Below are 15,594 nucleotides of genomic sequence, written 5' to 3' on the forward strand. Positions count from 1 at the left end.
GTCACTGGCAGCTGTAGGAGACGTTCATGGCCTGGTCGATCTCGCGCACCACGGCCCAATGCTCTTTGTAGGTGATGGGGATGAAGGCTTCCTGCGGGGGCTCGGATTTGGCGAATTCCTTGTGCAGGGCGGTGCCTTCCCAGTCGAACGAGAAGAAGGCCTCCTTGACCTTGTCCGCCAGTTCGGGCTTGAGGTTGTAGACGTAGCCGTAGCCGGTGGTGGGGAAGGACTGCGACTTGTAGATGCTGCGCAGCTTGGACTTGTCCACGGCATTGCGCGCGATCATGCGGTTCATCACCGAGTTGGCCACCGCGGCCGCGTCGTAGTCCTTGTTGGCCACGCCGATGACCGAGTTGTCGTGCTTGCCCGAGAAGGCCGGCTTGTAGTCCTTGTCGGCGTGCATGCCGTAGGTGCTGGCCAGCAGCGCCGAGGGCGCCTTGTAGCCCGAGTTGGAGGTCTGCGAGGTGAAGGCGATGGTCTTGCCCTTGAGTTCCTCGATCTTTTGCACGGTGCTGTCGGCCGGCACGATGATTTCCATCTCGTAGCCGTAGTTGCCCTGCTTGTCGGCCATCATCGTGAAGGGCACGAAGCCGGCGCAGTTCACGGCCAGCGGGTTGCTGCCGGTGTTGAAGCCCGCCACGTGCAGGCGGCCGGCGCGCATGGCCTCGAGCTGGGCGGCGTTGGACTGCACCGGGAAGAACTGCACTTTCTTGCCGGTGACCTTTTCCATGTGGCGCAGGAACTCGTCCCACACGCCGCGGTAGACCTCGGGGTCCTCGACCGGCGTATAGGCGAACACCAGGGTGGCCGGATCGACCCATTGCTTGGGATCGGCCGGCGCATCGGCGACCATGTCGCCGTCGGCATCGCAGAACTTCTTGTCGAGCGCGCCGCGCGGGCAGTCGGCGGCCGCGGCGGTATGGGCGCTGAAGGCCCAGGCCATGCCGATGAGGGTAAGACCAAGCAGTTTTTTCATGTTGCCGACCTGTCGAGTGACGAACGATCCCGGCATTCTGGGTCCGTCGCATGACAGGCCTGTGACACTCGTATACGCGCAAGCATGCCGCCACGATCGCCGCGTTTGCATGCGGGATCGGCGACGATGAAGGCAATTTGAAAGCTTGTCCTAGCTGGCCTGGGCGGCTTCGTAACGGCGGCTGACCTCGTTCCAGTTCACCACCGTCCACCACGCCTTGATGTACTCGGGCCGCTTGTTGCGGTACTTCAGGTAATAGGCGTGCTCCCAGGTGTCCAGGCCCAGCAGGGGCGTGCCCCGCTCTGGAGCGGTATCCATCAGCGGGTTGTCCTGGTTGGGCGTGTTCACGATGGCCAGGGCGCCGTCGGGCTTGCGCACCAGCCAGGTCCATCCCGAGCCGAAGTTCTGCGTTGCCGAGGCGCTGAACCGCTCGATCATGGCTTGCTGCGAGCCGAAGTCCTGCTCGATGCGCCGGGCCAGCGCCGGGCTGGGCTGGCCGCCCTGGCCGGCCGGGGCCATGACGCGCCAGAACAGCGCATGGTTGTAATGCCCGCCGCCGTTGTTGCGCACCGCTGCGTCAAAGCGCGAAACCTCGGCCATGACGGCCTCGATGTCCATGCCGGCCAGCTCGGGGTAATCCTTGACCTTGCCGTTAAGGTTGTCCACGTACGCGCGGTGATGGCGGCCATGGTGTATTTCCATGGTCTGCCTGTCGATGGCCGGCTCCAGCGCATCGCTGGCGTACGGCAGCGGCGGCAGCGCAAAAGGCTGGTCGGCGGCCAGCGCGGCCGGACCCAGCAGGCAGCCGGCGGCCAGGGTGGCGCGGGCCGCAAGGCGGGAAAATCGGTTCATGGCTTTCCTTCTGGTGCAGTCGGGTGGCGGACACGCGGCCGTCAGCCTGCAGGCCCGGCCGCATGGTCGACTCTACCGGGCTGGCGCCGGCGCGCGCCGCTACCGGTTTAAACCGGGCGTTACGCCGCGATGGGCCTGGCGGCGGCCGCGGAGCCTGGCGTAGCCGCTCGTTACAGCCGTGCGCCGGCAAGCCGGGCGTGCGGCCGGTATGCTGCGCATGCAATGCTGTCCCACCTCGACTGGAGATTCCGAACGATGCCGACCGCGCGCCTGTCCGCCCGCCTGCTGCTGCTTTTGGCGAGCCTTTGCGCGTGGCTGCCGCCGGCGGCAGCCCGCCAGCCGGGCGTGCCGCCCGCCGCCGCGCCTGTCCATGCGCCAGTTGCCGGGCCCGCCGCGCAGCCGGCCGTCGATGTCCATCCCGAGCCGGGCAGCGGCTATCAGGCACGTGCGCTGGTGCGCGCCCAGCGCCATATGCTGGTTTCGGCCCATCCCTTGGCCAGCCAGGCAGGCGAATCGATACTGGCCGCCGGCGGCAGCGCCCTGGACGCCGCGATCGCCGCCCAGCTGGTGCTCAACCTGGTCGAGCCGCAGTCCTCGGGCGTGGGCGGCGGCGCGTTCCTGATGCACTATGCGGCCCAGGCACAGCGCCTGTCGGCCTACGATGGCCGCGAGACGGCGCCGGCAGCCGCGCGCGCAGGACGTTTCATGCAGGACGGCGCGCCCATGCGGTTTGCCGATGCGGTCAACAGCGGCCGTTCGGTCGGCACGCCGGGCCTGCTGCGCATGCTGGAGATGGCGCATCGCGAGCATGGCGTACTGCCGTGGGCCGATCTGTTCGCCCCGGCGATCGCGCTGGCCGAGCAGGGCTTTGCCGTCTCGCCGCGCCTGCATGCGCTGGTCGCGGCCACGCCCGAGCTTGCCCGCCAGCCCGAGGCCCGGCGTTATTTCTATGACGGACAGGGCAAGCCCTGGCCGGTGGGCCACCGCCTGCGCAATCCTGCTTTCGCGCAGGTGCTGCGCGAAGTCGCCGCGCGCGGCGCCGATGCCTTCTACCACGGCGACATCGCGCGTGACATGGTGGCCGCGGTGCGGGCGCACGCCGTGCCCGGCGATCTGAGCGAAGCCGACCTGGCGGGCTATCGGGCCGTGCGGCGCGAGCCGGTATGCGGCGCCTACCGGGGCTATCGCCTGTGCGGCATGCCCCCGCCCAGCAGCGGCACGCTGGCCGTGCTGCAGATACTGGGCATGCTCGAGCCTTATCCGATGCAGGCGTGGGGCCCCGGGTCGCTGCAGGCCGTGCATTATTTCGCCGAGGCCGGCCGGCTGGCCTTTGCCGACCGCGACCGCTACGTGGCGGACCCCGATTTTGCCGAAGTGCCGGTCAAGGCGCTGCTCGAACCGGCTTATCTGCGCGCGCGCAGCGCCCTGATCGACCCGGCGCGCAGCCTGGGCACGGCGCCGGCCGGCGATCCGCTGGGCCGGCTGGCGCAACTGGGGCAGGACGATGCGCCCGAGCTGCCGTCCACCACGCACCTGGTCGCCGTCGATGCGCAGGGCAATGCGGTATCCATGACCGCCACCATCGAATCGGCTTTCGGCAGCAAGATCTTCGTGCGCGGTTTCCTGCTGAACAACGAGCTGACCGATTTTTCGCTGTCGGACCGCGATGCGCAGGGCAGGCCGGTGCTTAACCGCGTCCAGCCCGGCAAGCGGCCGCGCAGTTCGATGGCCCCGATGATCGTCTTTCGCGGCCAGGCCCCATACCTGCTGGTGGGTTCGCCAGGCGGCAGCGCCATCATCAACTACGTGGCCAAGACGCTGGTGGGCGTGATCGATTGGGGATTGGACATCCAGGCCGCCATCGACCTGCCCAACCTGGGCAGCCGCAACCGGGCCACCGAGCTCGAACGCGGCACGGCGCTCGAAGCGCTGGCGCCATCGCTAGAGAAGATGGGGCACGAGGTCACGGTGATGGAGATGCCCAGCGGCGTGCACGGCATCATGATCCAGCCGCAGGGACTGGCCGGCGGCGCCGACCCGCGCCGCGAGGGGCTGGCGGCAGGGCGCTAGGGGCCGCTTGTTCAGGCCACCGAGTCGCCGCCGTTGGTCCCGGGCGTGGCCTGCACGTAGGGCTGGTTGGCCGCGCGCGGCCGGCGGTCCAGCACCTGGCGCACCTTGCGGGCCAGTTCTTCGCGTCCGTAGGGCTTGCTCAGCAGTTCGACCCCGGCCTGCAGGCGGCCGTCCTGCGTGATGGCGTCGGCGGTATAGCCCGAGGTGTAGAGCACTTCGATCAGGGGCAGCATCTGCCTGGCGCGGCGCGCCAGCTCGGGGCTTTTGATCCTGCCGGGCATGACCACGTCGGTGAACAGCAGGTCGGCCCAGGCGCCGCCTTCGAGCATGCGCAAGGCTTGGTCCGGATCGCTTGCCTTGAGCACGGTATAGCCCAGGCCGCGCAGCAGGTCGTGCGCGGTGTTGCGCACCTGTTCATCGTCCTCGACCAGCAGGATGGTCTCCTTGCCGCCGCGCACCGGGCCGGCCTGGTGCGTCTCGGGCTCGGCTTCGGCACTGATCGAACGCGGCAGGTACAGGCGCACGGTGGTGCCCACGTCCACCTCGCTGTACAGGTGCACGTGGCCGCCGCTCTGGTTGACGAAGCCGTGCACCATGCTCAGGCCCAGGCCGGTGCCCAGGCCGGCGGGCTTGGTGGTGAAGAAGGGTTCGAAGGCCTGCCGGGCCACCTCGGGCGGCATGCCGCAGCCGTTGTCAGAGACGGCCAGCATCACATAGTCGCCTGGCGCAAGGTCGGGATACGCGCGGCAATGGCTGGCATCCAGCCTGGCGTTGCGGGCCTCGATGGTGAGTTCGCCGTGGCCGTCCATGGCGTCGCGCGCGTTGATGACCAGGTTCAGCACGGCGTTCTCGAGCTGGTTGCCATCGACCAGGGTGTTCCACAGATCGTCGGCGATGACAGTGTGCACCTGCACCGACTCGCCCAGCACGCGCCGCAGCATCTCGTCCATGGCGCGCACCAGCCGGCCCAGGTTGGTGGAGGCCGGATTGAGCGGCTGGCGCCGCGCGAAGGCCAGCAGTTGCGAAGCCAGCTGCGCGCCGCGGCCTACCGCGGTGGCGGCCGATTTCAGGCGCCGCTCGATGCGTTCGTTGCCGCGCGCCTCCAGGCTCAGCAAGTGCAGATTGCCGCTGATCACCTGCAGGACGTTGTTGAAATCGTGGGCCACGCCGCCGGTCAGCTTGCCGATCGCTTCCATCTTCTGCGATTGGCGCAGGCGTTCCTCGCTTTCGTTGCGGGCCGCGCCGGGCTGGGCCCAGGCCAGCACCAGCACGCCCTGGGGCTGGCCGCTTTCGTCGCGCACCGGGCTGCAGCTCAGGTCGAGCCAGGCCTGTTCGGGGCGGCCATTGCGATGTAGCACCCGCTGCATGCCGGTATGGCGCACACTGTTGCCTTGCAGGCAGGCCTGCAGGATGGAGCGTTTGAAGGCGGCTTCCTCGGGCCAGCTTTCGAGCACCGGGCGGCCCAGGATGCCAGGGTGGCGGCTACCGGCGATCTCCACGTAGCCGTCGTTATAGAGCATCACGCCGGCCTGGCCCCATAGCAAGGCGGCGGGCACGGGCAGCGAGAGCATGGTGGAGACGGTCTGCTTCAGGCAGGCCGGCCAGCGCTCTGGCGGCCCCAGCACGGTCGAGGACCAGTCGTGCTTTTGGATGCACGCCGCCATGAGACTGTCCCGGCCGAGGAATGCGTAATCGGAGGGCATGGAACTCCTGGAACTCGATGGACTGCCTGGCCTGCCGGATTCCTTGCCGGCCGTATGACAGCCCATATGACAGCCCATATGACAGCCCATATGACAGCCTATACGACAGCGGATGGCGGCGAACACGGATGGTTGATCACGGCAGCGCCTGGCGCTGCGTCAACACTGTACCATCCGTGTCCTGCCCCAAGCGAGCCTTCATGCCGCGCGGCATATTCCTTTCAAGGCACCAGCGCCAGGCCCAGGCGGAACTGCGAATCGTTGCGCCTGTCGTAGCCCAGCAGGGTTTCGCCATAGCCGTTGAAGTACTGCGCGTACAGGTACCCGTTCATGCGCAGGAAGGTGCGCTGCAGCGGCCAGGCGGCATCGAGCTGGGTGGTGCGCCGGCCGTGCTCGCCCTGGCGGTACAGGGCCGAGAGCACCAGGCCGTTGTCCTGGGCCCAGCGCAGCTTCCAGTCCACGTTGCCCGCGTAGTCGGCGTAGTCGCGGTTCTCGCCTGCCCGCGCGAAGTAAGCCTTCACGCGGGGCGCGAAGCTCAGCGTGCTGCCGCCGGCAAAGCGGTAGTTGACGGCCGGTTCGACGAAGACGTCGTTCAGCGAACGCGAGTCCTCGCCGTCCTTGCCGTTGGAGGCGTGCTCCACGCCAGCCGTCATGCCCAGGAAGACGCGCTGGTCCTGCGTCTGCCAGAGCCGCTCCGAACGCCAGAACAGGCTGGGGTTGTAGGTGGTGTCGATGAACGGCTTGGATTGGCCGGCCAGGTCCCATAGCGCCGTCTGGGTGTAGCCCAGGTACAGTTGGTCGATAAAGCGCGGCTGCGTCTCGTCCTGCGGCGTGAACAGCCGGTACTTGAAGCTGAGCTGGAAGCGCGCGTGCGTCTCGTTGCGCGAGCCGACGATGAAATACACCGGCTCGTAGGCCGAGACGTTGTTGCGAAAGGCCTCGAAGGCGTCGGTAGACCGGGCAGGCGCCGCGTGCGCGGCCAAGGCGGCCTCGGTGGGGGCCGGACCGGCAGGCGGCGGCGCCTGGCCGGGGTCGGCTGCGGCCAGGGCTGCCGCCGGGCCGCCGGCTTCGGTGACGGGCACGTTGGCCGGCGTGCTGGCCACCGGCGCGGCGCCCCCGGTATCGAGCGCCATCATGACCGGCTCGCCTTCCACCGTGACCGACTGCAGGCCCCTGACCCCCTGCGGCACCACGGCGCGCCAGCTGGCCTTGGCGAAGTTGTTCACCGGCACGCTGTAGGTGGCGGGCTCGGCTTGGCGCCGGGCCAGCGTGCGCTGGATCCCGCCATCGGGGCCGCGCCATTGCAGGACCAGTTGCGCCGGCACGCTCCAGTTCGCCTGGTTGGGCGTGTCGTTGACGAAGACGGCATGGATCTCGATGGTCTCGCCCGGGCCTGCCTGGGCGCGGTCCAGCTTGTAGCTGACCGTGGCCTGCGCGGTGCCGGCCAGCAGGCCGGCGAGCATGCCGAGAAGGGCGCGGGGAAATGGGTTGCGAAAGTAGGGGCGCTGCATGGTCCGTGGGCGCTGTGAAGAGAGGGGCAATGTAGCACTGGGCGATTCTGTCCGAATGTGCCCGGTGCGCACATAATGTAAAGCCGTTGTGCCGCCGCCGCACTGGTTGCGATGCCTGTCCCCGGGGCGCGGCGCGGACGCGCGCACTATAATTGCGCTCTTTTTCGGATCTCCGTCTTTAGCTCAGTTGGATAGAGCAACGGCCTTCTAAGCCGTAGGTCACTGGTTCGAATCCAGTAAGACGGGCCAGCAATCGGCGCCGGCTTGGCGAGCGGCCGCCCGCGCGGGCCGCCTCAGGGCTTGGCCAGTTCGACGGAAACCTCGGCCGGCAGGGCCACGCCGTTCTTGACCGCCAGGATCTCGGCCATCACGCTGACGGCGATCTCGGCCGGGGTCTTGCTGCCGATATAAATGCCCACCGGGCCGCGCAGGCGACGCAGCGACGCTTCGGTCTGGCCCAGGTGCTCGATCATGCGGGCGCGGCGGCTGGCGCTGTTGCGCCGCGAGCCGATCGCGCCCACGTAGAAGGCCGGGCTGTTCAGCGCCTCGAGCAGCGCCAGGTCGTCCAGCTTGGGATCGTGGGTCAGGGCGACCACGCAGCTGCGCTGGTCGGGCCTGAAGGCCAGCACCGCGTCGTCGGGCATGTCGCTGACCTTCTGCACGCCCTTGACCTCCCAGGCGCCCATGTATTCCTCGCGCGGATCGCAAACCGTTACCGTAAAGCCGCTGAACAGCGCCATGGTGGACAGGTATTCGGCCAAGGAGCCCGCGCCGATCAGCAGCATGCGATAGCCCGGACCCAGCGTGTTGGCCAGCGTCCTGCCATCGAAATGCAGCGGCTCGGGCGTCTGGCAATGCGCCAGCGCCACGCTGCCGTCCTGGCAGTGGACCGTGCGCCGCACCAGTTCGCCCGCTTCGAGCCGGCCGACCAGTTCGTCCAGGGAGGCGGCCGGCGGATCGAACTCCAGCAGCAGCTCGAGCGTGCCGCCGCAGGGCAGGCCGAAGCGGTGGGCTTCGTCGGCGCTCACGCCGTAGCGCACCGGCATGGGTGCGCCCTGGGGCATGGGGCCGCCGCCGTGCGCGCGGGTGTATCGATGGATGAGGTCGTCCTCGATGCAGCCGCCCGAGACCGAGCCGACCGCGCGGCCGTCTTCGCGCAGGGCCATCATCGCGCCCACCGGGCGGGGCGAGGAGCCCCAGGTGCGCACCACCGTGGCCAGCATGACCCGCTGGCCGTCGCGGCGCCAGTCGCGCGCCGTGCGCAGCACCATGACATCTATGTTTTCCATCGTATTCCTCTTATTGTTGCGCCTGCAGCAAGGCCTGCGCCCGGGCCAGGTCCTGGACCGTATCGATGTCCATGAGTATGCCTGGATCGGACAGCGCCAGATCGTGCGCCGTTCCCGCCTCGCGGTGCGCGCGCACCACGGCGGCCGCGCCGCGTTCGCCGCTGAGCGCGGCAAGGGCCGCCAGGCATTGCCGGCCGAAGCCCACCGGATGGCCGGCCTGTCCGCGCCAGCGCGGCACCACGACGGGGTGGCCGGCCAGGGCCTGGGCGACGCTGCGCAGCGTCTCGGGGCGCACCAGGGGCAGGTCCGCGGGCAGGATCAGCCAGCCGGATGCGCTGGCGGTGGCCGCCACGCCGCGGGCGATGGAATCGCCCATTCCGGGCGTGCCGCCGGCCGGGCGCACCAGGTGCCAGGGCAGGCCGCTGGCGCGCGCCGCGCGCAGCACGTGCTCCAGCACGGCAAGGCCGTCGAGCAAGGCGTCCAGCTTGTGCGTGGTCCCGCCCGAGGCCAGGAAACGGCTGCCCTGGCCGGCGGCCAGCACGATGACGGTGGGAGAGGAGGGCATGGGCGCGCGGTCCTGCTGTGGCGGGTCGAAGGTTTCAGATCAGTGTACGGCCGGCCGCCTGCAGCACTTCGCTCTTGGGCAGCACGCCCACCACGCGGCGGCTTTGCGCATCGGCCAGCACCGGCAGGCGTTCGGCGGGCGAATCGACCACCGTCTGCCAGATGTCGACGAGCCGGTCGCGCGCCAGCACCGTGGGAAATGCCGGGTCCATCAGGTCCTGTAGCGCGGGTTCGGCGCCTTCGGGCACCGCCATCAGGTCGTGCACCCGGATCGCGCCCCGGAAGGCATGGTCCTGGTCCAGCACGAAGACAAAGCGCCGGCGCGTGCGCAAGGCCAGTTCGCGGGCCTGGGCCAGCGTGGCGGTGCCGGGCAGCCAGGCATCGAGCGGGCGCATGGCGTCGCCCGCCCGGGCTTCGTACAGCTGGTCGCGCCGGGCGTAGCGCTGGCGGTGGCGGTCCACTACCGGGTAGACGCCGGCCTGGTGCAGCAGGTGCGGCGTGCCGTAGGCGATGACGGTGGCCAGCATGACGGGAAAGACCAGCACCGGTTCCTGCGTGAGCTCCAGCGCCATCAGGGTGGACATCAGCGGCGCCTGGGTGGTGGCGGCCAGCGCCGAGGCCATGCCCACCACCGCATACAGGGCGGGATCGAGCTGCAGCCCGAACAGCGCCGCCAGGCCCCCCGTGCACACCATGCCGGCCAGCGCGCCGACCAGCAGCGCGGGCGTGAACAGCCCGCCGACCGCGCCCGAACCGACGGTCGCGGCCGTGGCGGCCACCTTGAGCGCCAGCAGCACCAGCAGGGCCGTGGACAGGGTATCGCCGCGCAGCAGCTGCGCCAGCGGCACGAAACCGTTGCCCGCCACTTCGGGGGCGGCCATGATCAGCAGCCCGACCAGCAGGCCGCCCAGGCCCATGCGCACAGGCGGTCCGCCCGGCACCCGGCCGAACAGGCCGCGCGCGTGGCCGATGGCCTGCAGCATGGCCAGCCCGGCCAGCGCGGCGGCCAGCGCCACCAGCAAGGTCGCGCCCAGCGTGGCCGCGTCCAGGTAATAGCCCTGCAGGGCCAGCGGATACATGGGCTTGAACAGGCCCATGGCCATGATCAGCGCCGTGGAGGCGACCGCGCCGGTGAACAGCAGGGCAAGCCGCCGGAACTCCAGGCCGCCGAAGGCGATCTCGGCCACGAAGATGGCTGCGGCCAGCGGCGTGTGATAGACCGCCGCCAGGCCGCCGGTGGCCGCCACCGCGATCATCATCTGCAGCCTTTCGCCATGCAGCCTGCCGCGCACGGCGAGCGCCGACGCGACGGTGGAGGACAGCTGCACCATGGCGCCTTCCTTGCCCACCGAGCCGCCCGAGAGAATGGAGCAGAAGGACGACAGGCAGCGCAGCAGCGAGGGCACGACCGGGATGGCGCCCATGCGCCCGTCTATGGTCTCCAGGTAGTCGACGGCCGGCAGCTTGCGCGACTGCTGGTAGCGGTTGGCGGCCACCAGGATCAGCCCGGCCGCCAGGCCGCCCAGGGTAGGCGCGAGCAGTTGCACGGTCCAGCCGGCCTGGACCATGACCAGCGCGATGTCGTGATGCGTGCCGAACAGGCGCGCCGTGGTCCAGTCCAGCGCATGCCGGAATGCTTCGGCGGCCAGCGCGCCCAGCGCGCCGAAGCCGGCGGCCAGCAGGAGCCAGCGGAAATAGGGCCAGGCGGGCTGGCGGGAGCCGTCCTTGTTCATGCGTTCACAGGTAGGGAGAGGCCAGCCAGATGACCCGGTTGCGCAGCCGCCGCAGGAAAGCCATGCCGCGCAGGTGCTCGAGCGTTTCCAGGCGCGCCGTGGCGATCAGGCTGTCGATGCGGCGTTCGATCCAGGCCGCCAGCGCCTTGTCGTAGATTTCCATGTCCAGCTCGAAGTTCAGCCGCAGGCTGCGCGGGTCCAGGTTGGACGAGCCGATGTACGACCAGGCGCCGTCCACCGAGATCAGCTTGGAGTGGTCGAAAGGCCCCGAGGCCACCCACACGCGGCAGCCCGTGCGCACGACCTGCTCGAGCTGCGCGGTCATGGCGTAGCTGACCAGCCGCAGGTTGTTCTTGCCCGGAATGACGATGTCCACCTGCACGCCGCGCCGCGCGGCGGTGGCCAGGGCGCCGATCAGCACCAGGTCGGGCAGGAAGTAGGGCGATTGGATGCGGACGTGGCGCTGGGCCACTGCCAGTGCGCCCAGGATCATGTCGTGGGTGCTGTTCAGGGTCTTGTCCGGCCCGGAAAGCACGCAGCGCGCCGGCACGCTGCCGCGCGCCGGCACCGTTGGAAACCACAGCTCGCCTTGCAGCCGCTCGCGTTCGGTATAGGCCCAGTCGTGGGCGAAGCTGGCCATGAGCTGGGCCACCACCGGGCCTTCGAGCCGGAAATGGGTATCGCGCAGGGCCGGGCGCTTTTCGCGCGTGGTAAAGCCCGCGCGGATGTTCATGCCGCCGGTGAACCCTATCCGCCCGTCCACCACCAGGATCTTGCGGTGGCTGCGCAGGTTGGCATAGGCCAGCCGCAGCCCCAGGCCGCTGCTCATGAACAGGGCGTTGCGCACTTTGGCGCGCGAGAGCAGCCCGTTGATGGGCGGGCGCGAATACTTGGCGCCGATGGCGTCGATCAGCACGCGCACCTCGACGCCGCGCTGACGCGCATCGATCAGGGCCTGGGCGATCTTGCGCCCGACCGCATCGCGGTCGAAGATGTAGGTTTGCAGCGCGATGGAGTGGCGGGCCGACTCGATGGCCGCGATCATGGCCGGATAGGCTTCGTCCCCGCCTTGCAAGGGCTGTACCGAATTGCCGTCGACCAGGGGAAACAGGCTGACGTGGTCGCCCAGCGTCTTGAGCGAGGCGAATTGCGGACCCGAGGCCACCGAGACGTCGATGCGGTCGGGCAGCCGGTTGGCCGGCTGTTCGGGCACGGGATCGTTGTGCGGCGGGGGCACCCGGTCGTAGCGGATGCGGTTGACGCCGGCGACGAAGTACAGCAGCGCGCCCAGCAGCGGCGAGAACAGCACCACGCCCACCCAGCCGATGGCCGCGCGCACGTCGCGCTTGGTCATGGCGGCATGGATGACCGCGGCGGTGCTGGCGCACACGGTGGCGGCAAAGATCATGTGGGGCCAGTACTGGGCCAGCAGCGTCTGTAGTTGCTCCATCTATCGTGTGTTCTTGCCGCGGGCGCGGCGCGGGGGATCAGGGACACGGGCGGCGCCGGCGCGGCCCGAAGGCCGGGCCAGCCGCACAGCTTGTCATATTGTCCCCTAATTGCGGGCGGCGGTCCGGCCGGCGTGGGCTAGGGCAGGGCCATGCCCCCATCGGCGGAAAAACGTGCTAGAATCCCGCTTCTTTACCGTGGTGGCTGTAGCTCAGCTGGTAGAGCCCCGGATTGTGATTCCGGTTGTCGTGGGTTCGAGCCCCATCAGCCACCCCAAGGATTCTTCGAAAACAGGCGCCTGATGGCGCCTGTTTTTTTATGCCCCGGCGCCTTTGGCGCTCAGGCCCCGAAGGCTGCGCCGGCGCCCGTCAGGGCGGCGATCAGGATGACGATGGCCAGCCGTGTGAAGTCGAAGTCTTCCATGGGGTTCTCCTCGGTATTCCCGGCGCAAGCATAGCGTTCGCGCGTTGCATGCGCGCTTCAGAAGTGTGTCGTTTGCAAGCGGCTGGCACGCGCCTGGCGCGGCATGCCGGGGCAGGGGCGCCCTGGCCGTGCGCGATGGTTACAGCATGGGCCGCCGCGTTTTCTTGCATTTGCTCAGCATTTGAGGTGTAGCGCCCGGCGGGGCGCGCCTATCCTGGGCTTTTGATCGCCGGCCTTTCCCGCCCCGCGCCGCCGGTCCCTGGCCGGATCGCGGGCACGGGCGCCGGCCAGCCATCCAGGAGCAAGACCATGCAAGGCGAATCAGGCAAGAAAGCAAGCGCTACGACCCAGCAGGAAACCCAGGCGCGCCAGGCCCAGGCCACGGCCGCCAAGCAGCGGCGCCTGCAGGACGACCAGGATGCCAAGGACGCCCAGGGCGGCGGCCGCGGCCAGCCCGAAGGCGCATCGCAGCAGGACCGCCAGCGGCCCGAGCCCCCCATGCCGGCCCAGCATCTGGACAAGCCCGGCAGCGAGGCCGAGATGGCGCTGGCGCCGCAATATCTGGCGCCCTCGTATCGGGGCAGCGGCAAGCTCGAAGGGCTGGCGGCCATCATCACCGGCGGTGATTCGGGCATCGGCCGGGCGGTGGCGGTGCTGTATGCGCGCGAGGGGGCCGACGTGGCGGTGGTGTACCTGAACGAGCACGAGGACGCCGAGGAAACCGCGCGCCGCGTGCGCGCCGAAGGCCGCCGCTGCCTGCTGATCCCGGGCGACGTCAAGGACGCGCAGTTCTGCCGCGACGCCGCCGCCCAGGCGCACAAGGAATTCGGACGCATCGACGTGCTGGTCAACAACGCGGCCTTCCAGGAGCATGCCCAGACGCTGATGGACATTACCGAGGAGCGCTGGGACGAAACCCTGCGCACCAATATCTACGGCTATTTCCACATGACCCGGGCGGTGCTGCCGTATCTCAAGCGCGGCGCGGCCATCGTCAACAGCGGCTCGGTCACGGGGCTCAAGGGCAGCGGCCAGCTGCTGGACTACTCGGCCACCAAGGGCGCCATCCATGCCTTCACGATGTCGCTGGCCTCGAACCTGGTCAAGCAGGGCATCCGCGTCAATGCCGTGGCGCCGGGGCCGGTCTGGACGCCGCTGAACCCGGCGGACCGTTCGGCCAAGGACATCCAGCAATTCGGCAGCCAGACCGACATGGGGCGCCCGGCCCAGCCCGAGGAACTGTCGCCGGCCTATGTTTTCCTGGCCTCGCAGGCTTGCTCCAGCTATATCACCGGGATCGTCCTGCCCGTGACCGGCAGCGTGGGATAGCGCGGCAGGCGTTGGACTAAGGAGTGCTTTAGAAAGCGGCGGCAAGCGGACAGGCGGCGCCGGCTTCCTCTATCATTGGCCGGGTCACGCTGCGGCGCTGCTGGACCTTGCGCGCGTGGCCAGACAGCGACCGCGGCCGGGCTGGCCGCGGGTGTTCAAGAGTCCACTCACCGGTGCGTCGTGCGATCTCTTCGGCTGGACTTGATCGTTGCGTTGCCGTGGTTGGGGGCCGCCCTGCTGCTGCTTGCCTTTGCCGCCCTGGCCTTCGAAGGCATGCATGCCCTGAAGGACGAACTGCTGGCCCTCAAGGCCCATTGCATCGCCGAAAGGCTGGGCCAGGCCCGCCATCCTCCGCAGGACCCCGGCGACCACGCGCTGGTGGTCGGCCTGGGCCCTTGCGCCCATGGATTGTTGTACCAGGTGCTCGACGCCGACGGCCGTCACCTGGCCGGGCTGGATGACCTGCCTTTCGTCGCGCCCCTGGACCGCGCGGCCGCCCTGCACTGGTACGACGCCGACTACCGCGGCAAGGCGGTGCGGGTGGCGGCCGTCCAGCGGCCTTTGCCCGGCGGGCGGCATACGCCTTATGTCGAAGTCCATGTCGCGGCGGTGCGGCAGGCCGGCCCGCTGATGCTGTCCCTGCACGCCGGCATTGCCTGCCTGCTGGCCCTGGGCTGGCTGGAGTGGCGCGCCCGCCAGGCCGTGCGCAAGGCCCGCCAGGCTGTGGCGCATGCAGCCCACGAGCTGCGTACCCCGCTGGCGGTCCTGGCGCTGCAGCTGCAGGCGGCCGTGCGCGGCGAACGTGCGCCGCAGGCTGCGATCCAGGACATGGCGCGCACGGTCTACCGTGCCGTGGCGGTGGGCGAGCGCATCCTGGGCCGGCGCACCGCCCTGGAGCCCGCGCAGCAGGTCTGCCGGCTCGACGAAGTACTGGCCGGCATCGCGCTGGAAATGGCGCCGCTGGCCGCCGACAAGGACCTGGCCGTGGGCTTCGATGCCTGCCCGGCCAGCGTGCCTGCGCCAGAGTGGCGTCTATGGGAGATCTTCGGCAACCTGCTGGCCAATGCCATCGGCCATGCGCCCGCGCGCGCCAGGCTGGAGGTGGACATGGCGCTGGTGGGCCGGCGGGCGGTGCGGGTGCGCATCTGGAACAGCGGACCGCCGCTGCAGGCGCCTCGGTGGCGCCTGCGCCTTGGCGGACAGTCGTCCGCCATCCCAGAGCGAGCCCGGCTGGGATTGGCACTGTGCGAAGAGGGCGTGCGCCTGCTGGGCGGCACGCTGGAGCTGCGCAACCAGCGGCGCGGGGCCGAAAGCGGCGTGCTGGCGGCGGTCGTGCTGCCCTGCCTGGCCATGCCGGCGGGCACGGCGCCGCCGCGGCCCGATCAGGGGCGTAGCGAGCGGCCTTCGGTCAACAGCAGGTAATGCAGCAGCATCAACAGGCTTAGCGTGCCGTTGGCGCGCTGGTGCAACTGCTCGGGCGTGAGCGCCGCGGCGTCGTGGCCGGTCTTGGCTGGTTTAGCTGGCTTGGCTGGCTTTGGGCGGTGCGGGCCGCCGGCGCGTGGCGCCGCCGCCTTGCGCCGCCCGGCGGCGGGGGTGGCGGTCTTGCCGGACTTGCCGGTATTGCCGGGCCTGGAGGCCAAGAGCATGCGTGCCATAAAGCCGCAAACATAGTCCATCCGGCTGGCCGGCCAGGGC

At 69.6% G+C, this 15,594-nt stretch carries 12 protein-coding genes and 2 tRNA genes; 5 read left to right on the forward strand and 9 right to left on the reverse strand.

Going from position 1 to position 15,594, the window contains the following annotated elements; translation table 11 throughout:
- Position 1 precedes the first annotated feature (1 nt).
- A complete protein-coding gene (phnD, locus tag V8Z80_RS05070; RefSeq protein ID WP_155194182.1) occupies positions 2-976 on the reverse strand; it encodes a phosphate/phosphite/phosphonate ABC transporter substrate-binding protein in 975 nt (324 codons plus the stop codon).
- Between the two features lie 150 nt (positions 977-1,126).
- Positions 1,127-1,828 (reverse strand): superoxide dismutase, encoded by a 702-nt coding sequence (locus V8Z80_RS05075; protein WP_155194183.1) that lies wholly within the window; start codon positions 1,826-1,828, stop codon positions 1,127-1,129.
- A 255-nt stretch (positions 1,829-2,083) separates the two neighbouring features.
- Here V8Z80_RS05075 and ggt point away from each other — a divergent pair, with 255 nt between their 5' ends.
- Positions 2,084-3,898, forward strand: a complete 1,815-nt coding sequence (gene ggt, locus V8Z80_RS05080) for a gamma-glutamyltransferase (protein WP_336061249.1) — start codon at positions 2,084-2,086, stop codon at positions 3,896-3,898.
- Between the two features lie 11 nt (positions 3,899-3,909).
- Here ggt and V8Z80_RS05085 read toward each other — a convergent pair whose 3' ends face one another.
- Both V8Z80_RS05085 and V8Z80_RS05090 read right to left on the reverse strand, forming a co-directional pair.
- Positions 3,910-5,562: an ATP-binding protein gene (locus V8Z80_RS05085; RefSeq protein WP_336061250.1), complete on the reverse strand. Its 1,653-nt coding sequence runs from the start codon at positions 5,560-5,562 to the stop codon at positions 3,910-3,912.
- Between the two features lie 260 nt (positions 5,563-5,822).
- Positions 5,823-7,112 (reverse strand): phospholipase A, encoded by a 1,290-nt coding sequence (locus tag V8Z80_RS05090; protein ID WP_155194186.1) that lies wholly within the window; start codon positions 7,110-7,112, stop codon positions 5,823-5,825.
- 172 nt (positions 7,113-7,284) lie between these two features.
- Here V8Z80_RS05090 and V8Z80_RS05095 point away from each other — a divergent pair.
- Positions 7,285-7,361: transfer RNA gene (locus V8Z80_RS05095), tRNA-Arg, on the forward strand.
- A 44-nt stretch (positions 7,362-7,405) separates the two neighbouring features.
- Here the strand turns inward: V8Z80_RS05095 and V8Z80_RS05100 are convergent.
- From V8Z80_RS05100 to V8Z80_RS05115, 4 genes are read right to left on the reverse strand one after another with little or no spacing between them, the layout of a single operon-like run.
- Complete coding sequence (locus V8Z80_RS05100) at positions 7,406-8,401, reverse strand: XdhC family protein (protein WP_336061251.1); 996 nt, start codon at positions 8,399-8,401, stop codon at positions 7,406-7,408.
- 10 nt (positions 8,402-8,411) lie between these two features.
- A complete protein-coding gene (locus V8Z80_RS05105) occupies positions 8,412-8,966 on the reverse strand; it encodes a nucleotidyltransferase family protein (protein WP_155194188.1) in 555 nt (184 codons plus the stop codon).
- A gap of 34 nt (positions 8,967-9,000) precedes the next feature.
- On the reverse strand, positions 9,001-10,698 hold the full coding sequence (locus V8Z80_RS05110) for a chloride channel protein (protein WP_336061252.1): 1,698 nt from the start codon (positions 10,696-10,698) through the stop codon (positions 9,001-9,003).
- 4 nt (positions 10,699-10,702) lie between these two features.
- Positions 10,703-12,148, reverse strand: a complete 1,446-nt coding sequence (locus V8Z80_RS05115) for a phospholipase D-like domain-containing protein (protein WP_155194190.1) — start codon at positions 12,146-12,148, stop codon at positions 10,703-10,705.
- 199 nt (positions 12,149-12,347) lie between these two features.
- On the opposite strand from V8Z80_RS05115, the gene V8Z80_RS05120 reads away from it, so the two are divergent.
- The 3 genes from V8Z80_RS05120 (at position 12,348) to V8Z80_RS05130 (ending at position 15,321) form a co-directional block, all read left to right on the forward strand.
- Positions 12,348-12,423: transfer RNA gene (locus V8Z80_RS05120), tRNA-His, on the forward strand.
- Between the two features lie 456 nt (positions 12,424-12,879).
- A complete protein-coding gene (locus V8Z80_RS05125) occupies positions 12,880-13,899 on the forward strand; it encodes an SDR family oxidoreductase (protein ID WP_155194191.1) in 1,020 nt (339 codons plus the stop codon).
- A gap of 180 nt (positions 13,900-14,079) precedes the next feature.
- On the forward strand, positions 14,080-15,321 hold the full coding sequence (locus tag V8Z80_RS05130; RefSeq protein WP_336061253.1) for a sensor histidine kinase: 1,242 nt from the start codon (positions 14,080-14,082) through the stop codon (positions 15,319-15,321).
- Here the strand turns inward: V8Z80_RS05130 and V8Z80_RS05135 are convergent.
- A complete protein-coding gene (locus V8Z80_RS05135; protein WP_336061254.1) occupies positions 15,282-15,554 on the reverse strand; it encodes a hypothetical protein in 273 nt (90 codons plus the stop codon). The two genes, V8Z80_RS05130 and V8Z80_RS05135, sit on opposite strands and share 40 nt — an antisense overlap.
- Positions 15,555-15,594: the final 40 nt, after the last annotated feature.

It is taken from the genome of Orrella sp. JC864 (assembly GCF_037026685.1).
GTDB lineage: Bacteria > Pseudomonadota > Gammaproteobacteria > Burkholderiales > Burkholderiaceae_B > Orrella.

Coding starts and splice junctions, on each gene's coding strand:
- phnD (WP_155194182.1), bottom strand. CDS start 976: ATGAAAAAACTGCTTGGTCTTACCCTCATCGGCATGGCCTGGGCCTTC.
- V8Z80_RS05075 (WP_155194183.1), bottom strand. CDS start 1,828: ATGAACCGATTTTCCCGCCTTGCGGCCCGCGCCACCCTGGCCGCCGGC.
- ggt (WP_336061249.1), top strand. CDS start 2,084: ATGCCGACCGCGCGCCTGTCCGCCCGCCTGCTGCTGCTTTTGGCGAGC.
- V8Z80_RS05085 (WP_336061250.1), bottom strand. CDS start 5,562: ATGGCGGCGTGCATCCAAAAGCACGACTGGTCCTCGACCGTGCTGGGG.
- V8Z80_RS05090 (WP_155194186.1), bottom strand. CDS start 7,112: ATGCAGCGCCCCTACTTTCGCAACCCATTTCCCCGCGCCCTTCTCGGC.
- V8Z80_RS05100 (WP_336061251.1), bottom strand. CDS start 8,401: ATGGAAAACATAGATGTCATGGTGCTGCGCACGGCGCGCGACTGGCGC.
- V8Z80_RS05105 (WP_155194188.1), bottom strand. CDS start 8,966: ATGCCCTCCTCTCCCACCGTCATCGTGCTGGCCGCCGGCCAGGGCAGC.
- V8Z80_RS05110 (WP_336061252.1), bottom strand. CDS start 10,698: ATGAACAAGGACGGCTCCCGCCAGCCCGCCTGGCCCTATTTCCGCTGG.
- V8Z80_RS05115 (WP_155194190.1), bottom strand. CDS start 12,148: ATGGAGCAACTACAGACGCTGCTGGCCCAGTACTGGCCCCACATGATC.
- V8Z80_RS05125 (WP_155194191.1), top strand. CDS start 12,880: ATGCAAGGCGAATCAGGCAAGAAAGCAAGCGCTACGACCCAGCAGGAA.
- V8Z80_RS05135 (WP_336061254.1), bottom strand. CDS start 15,554: ATGGCACGCATGCTCTTGGCCTCCAGGCCCGGCAATACCGGCAAGTCC.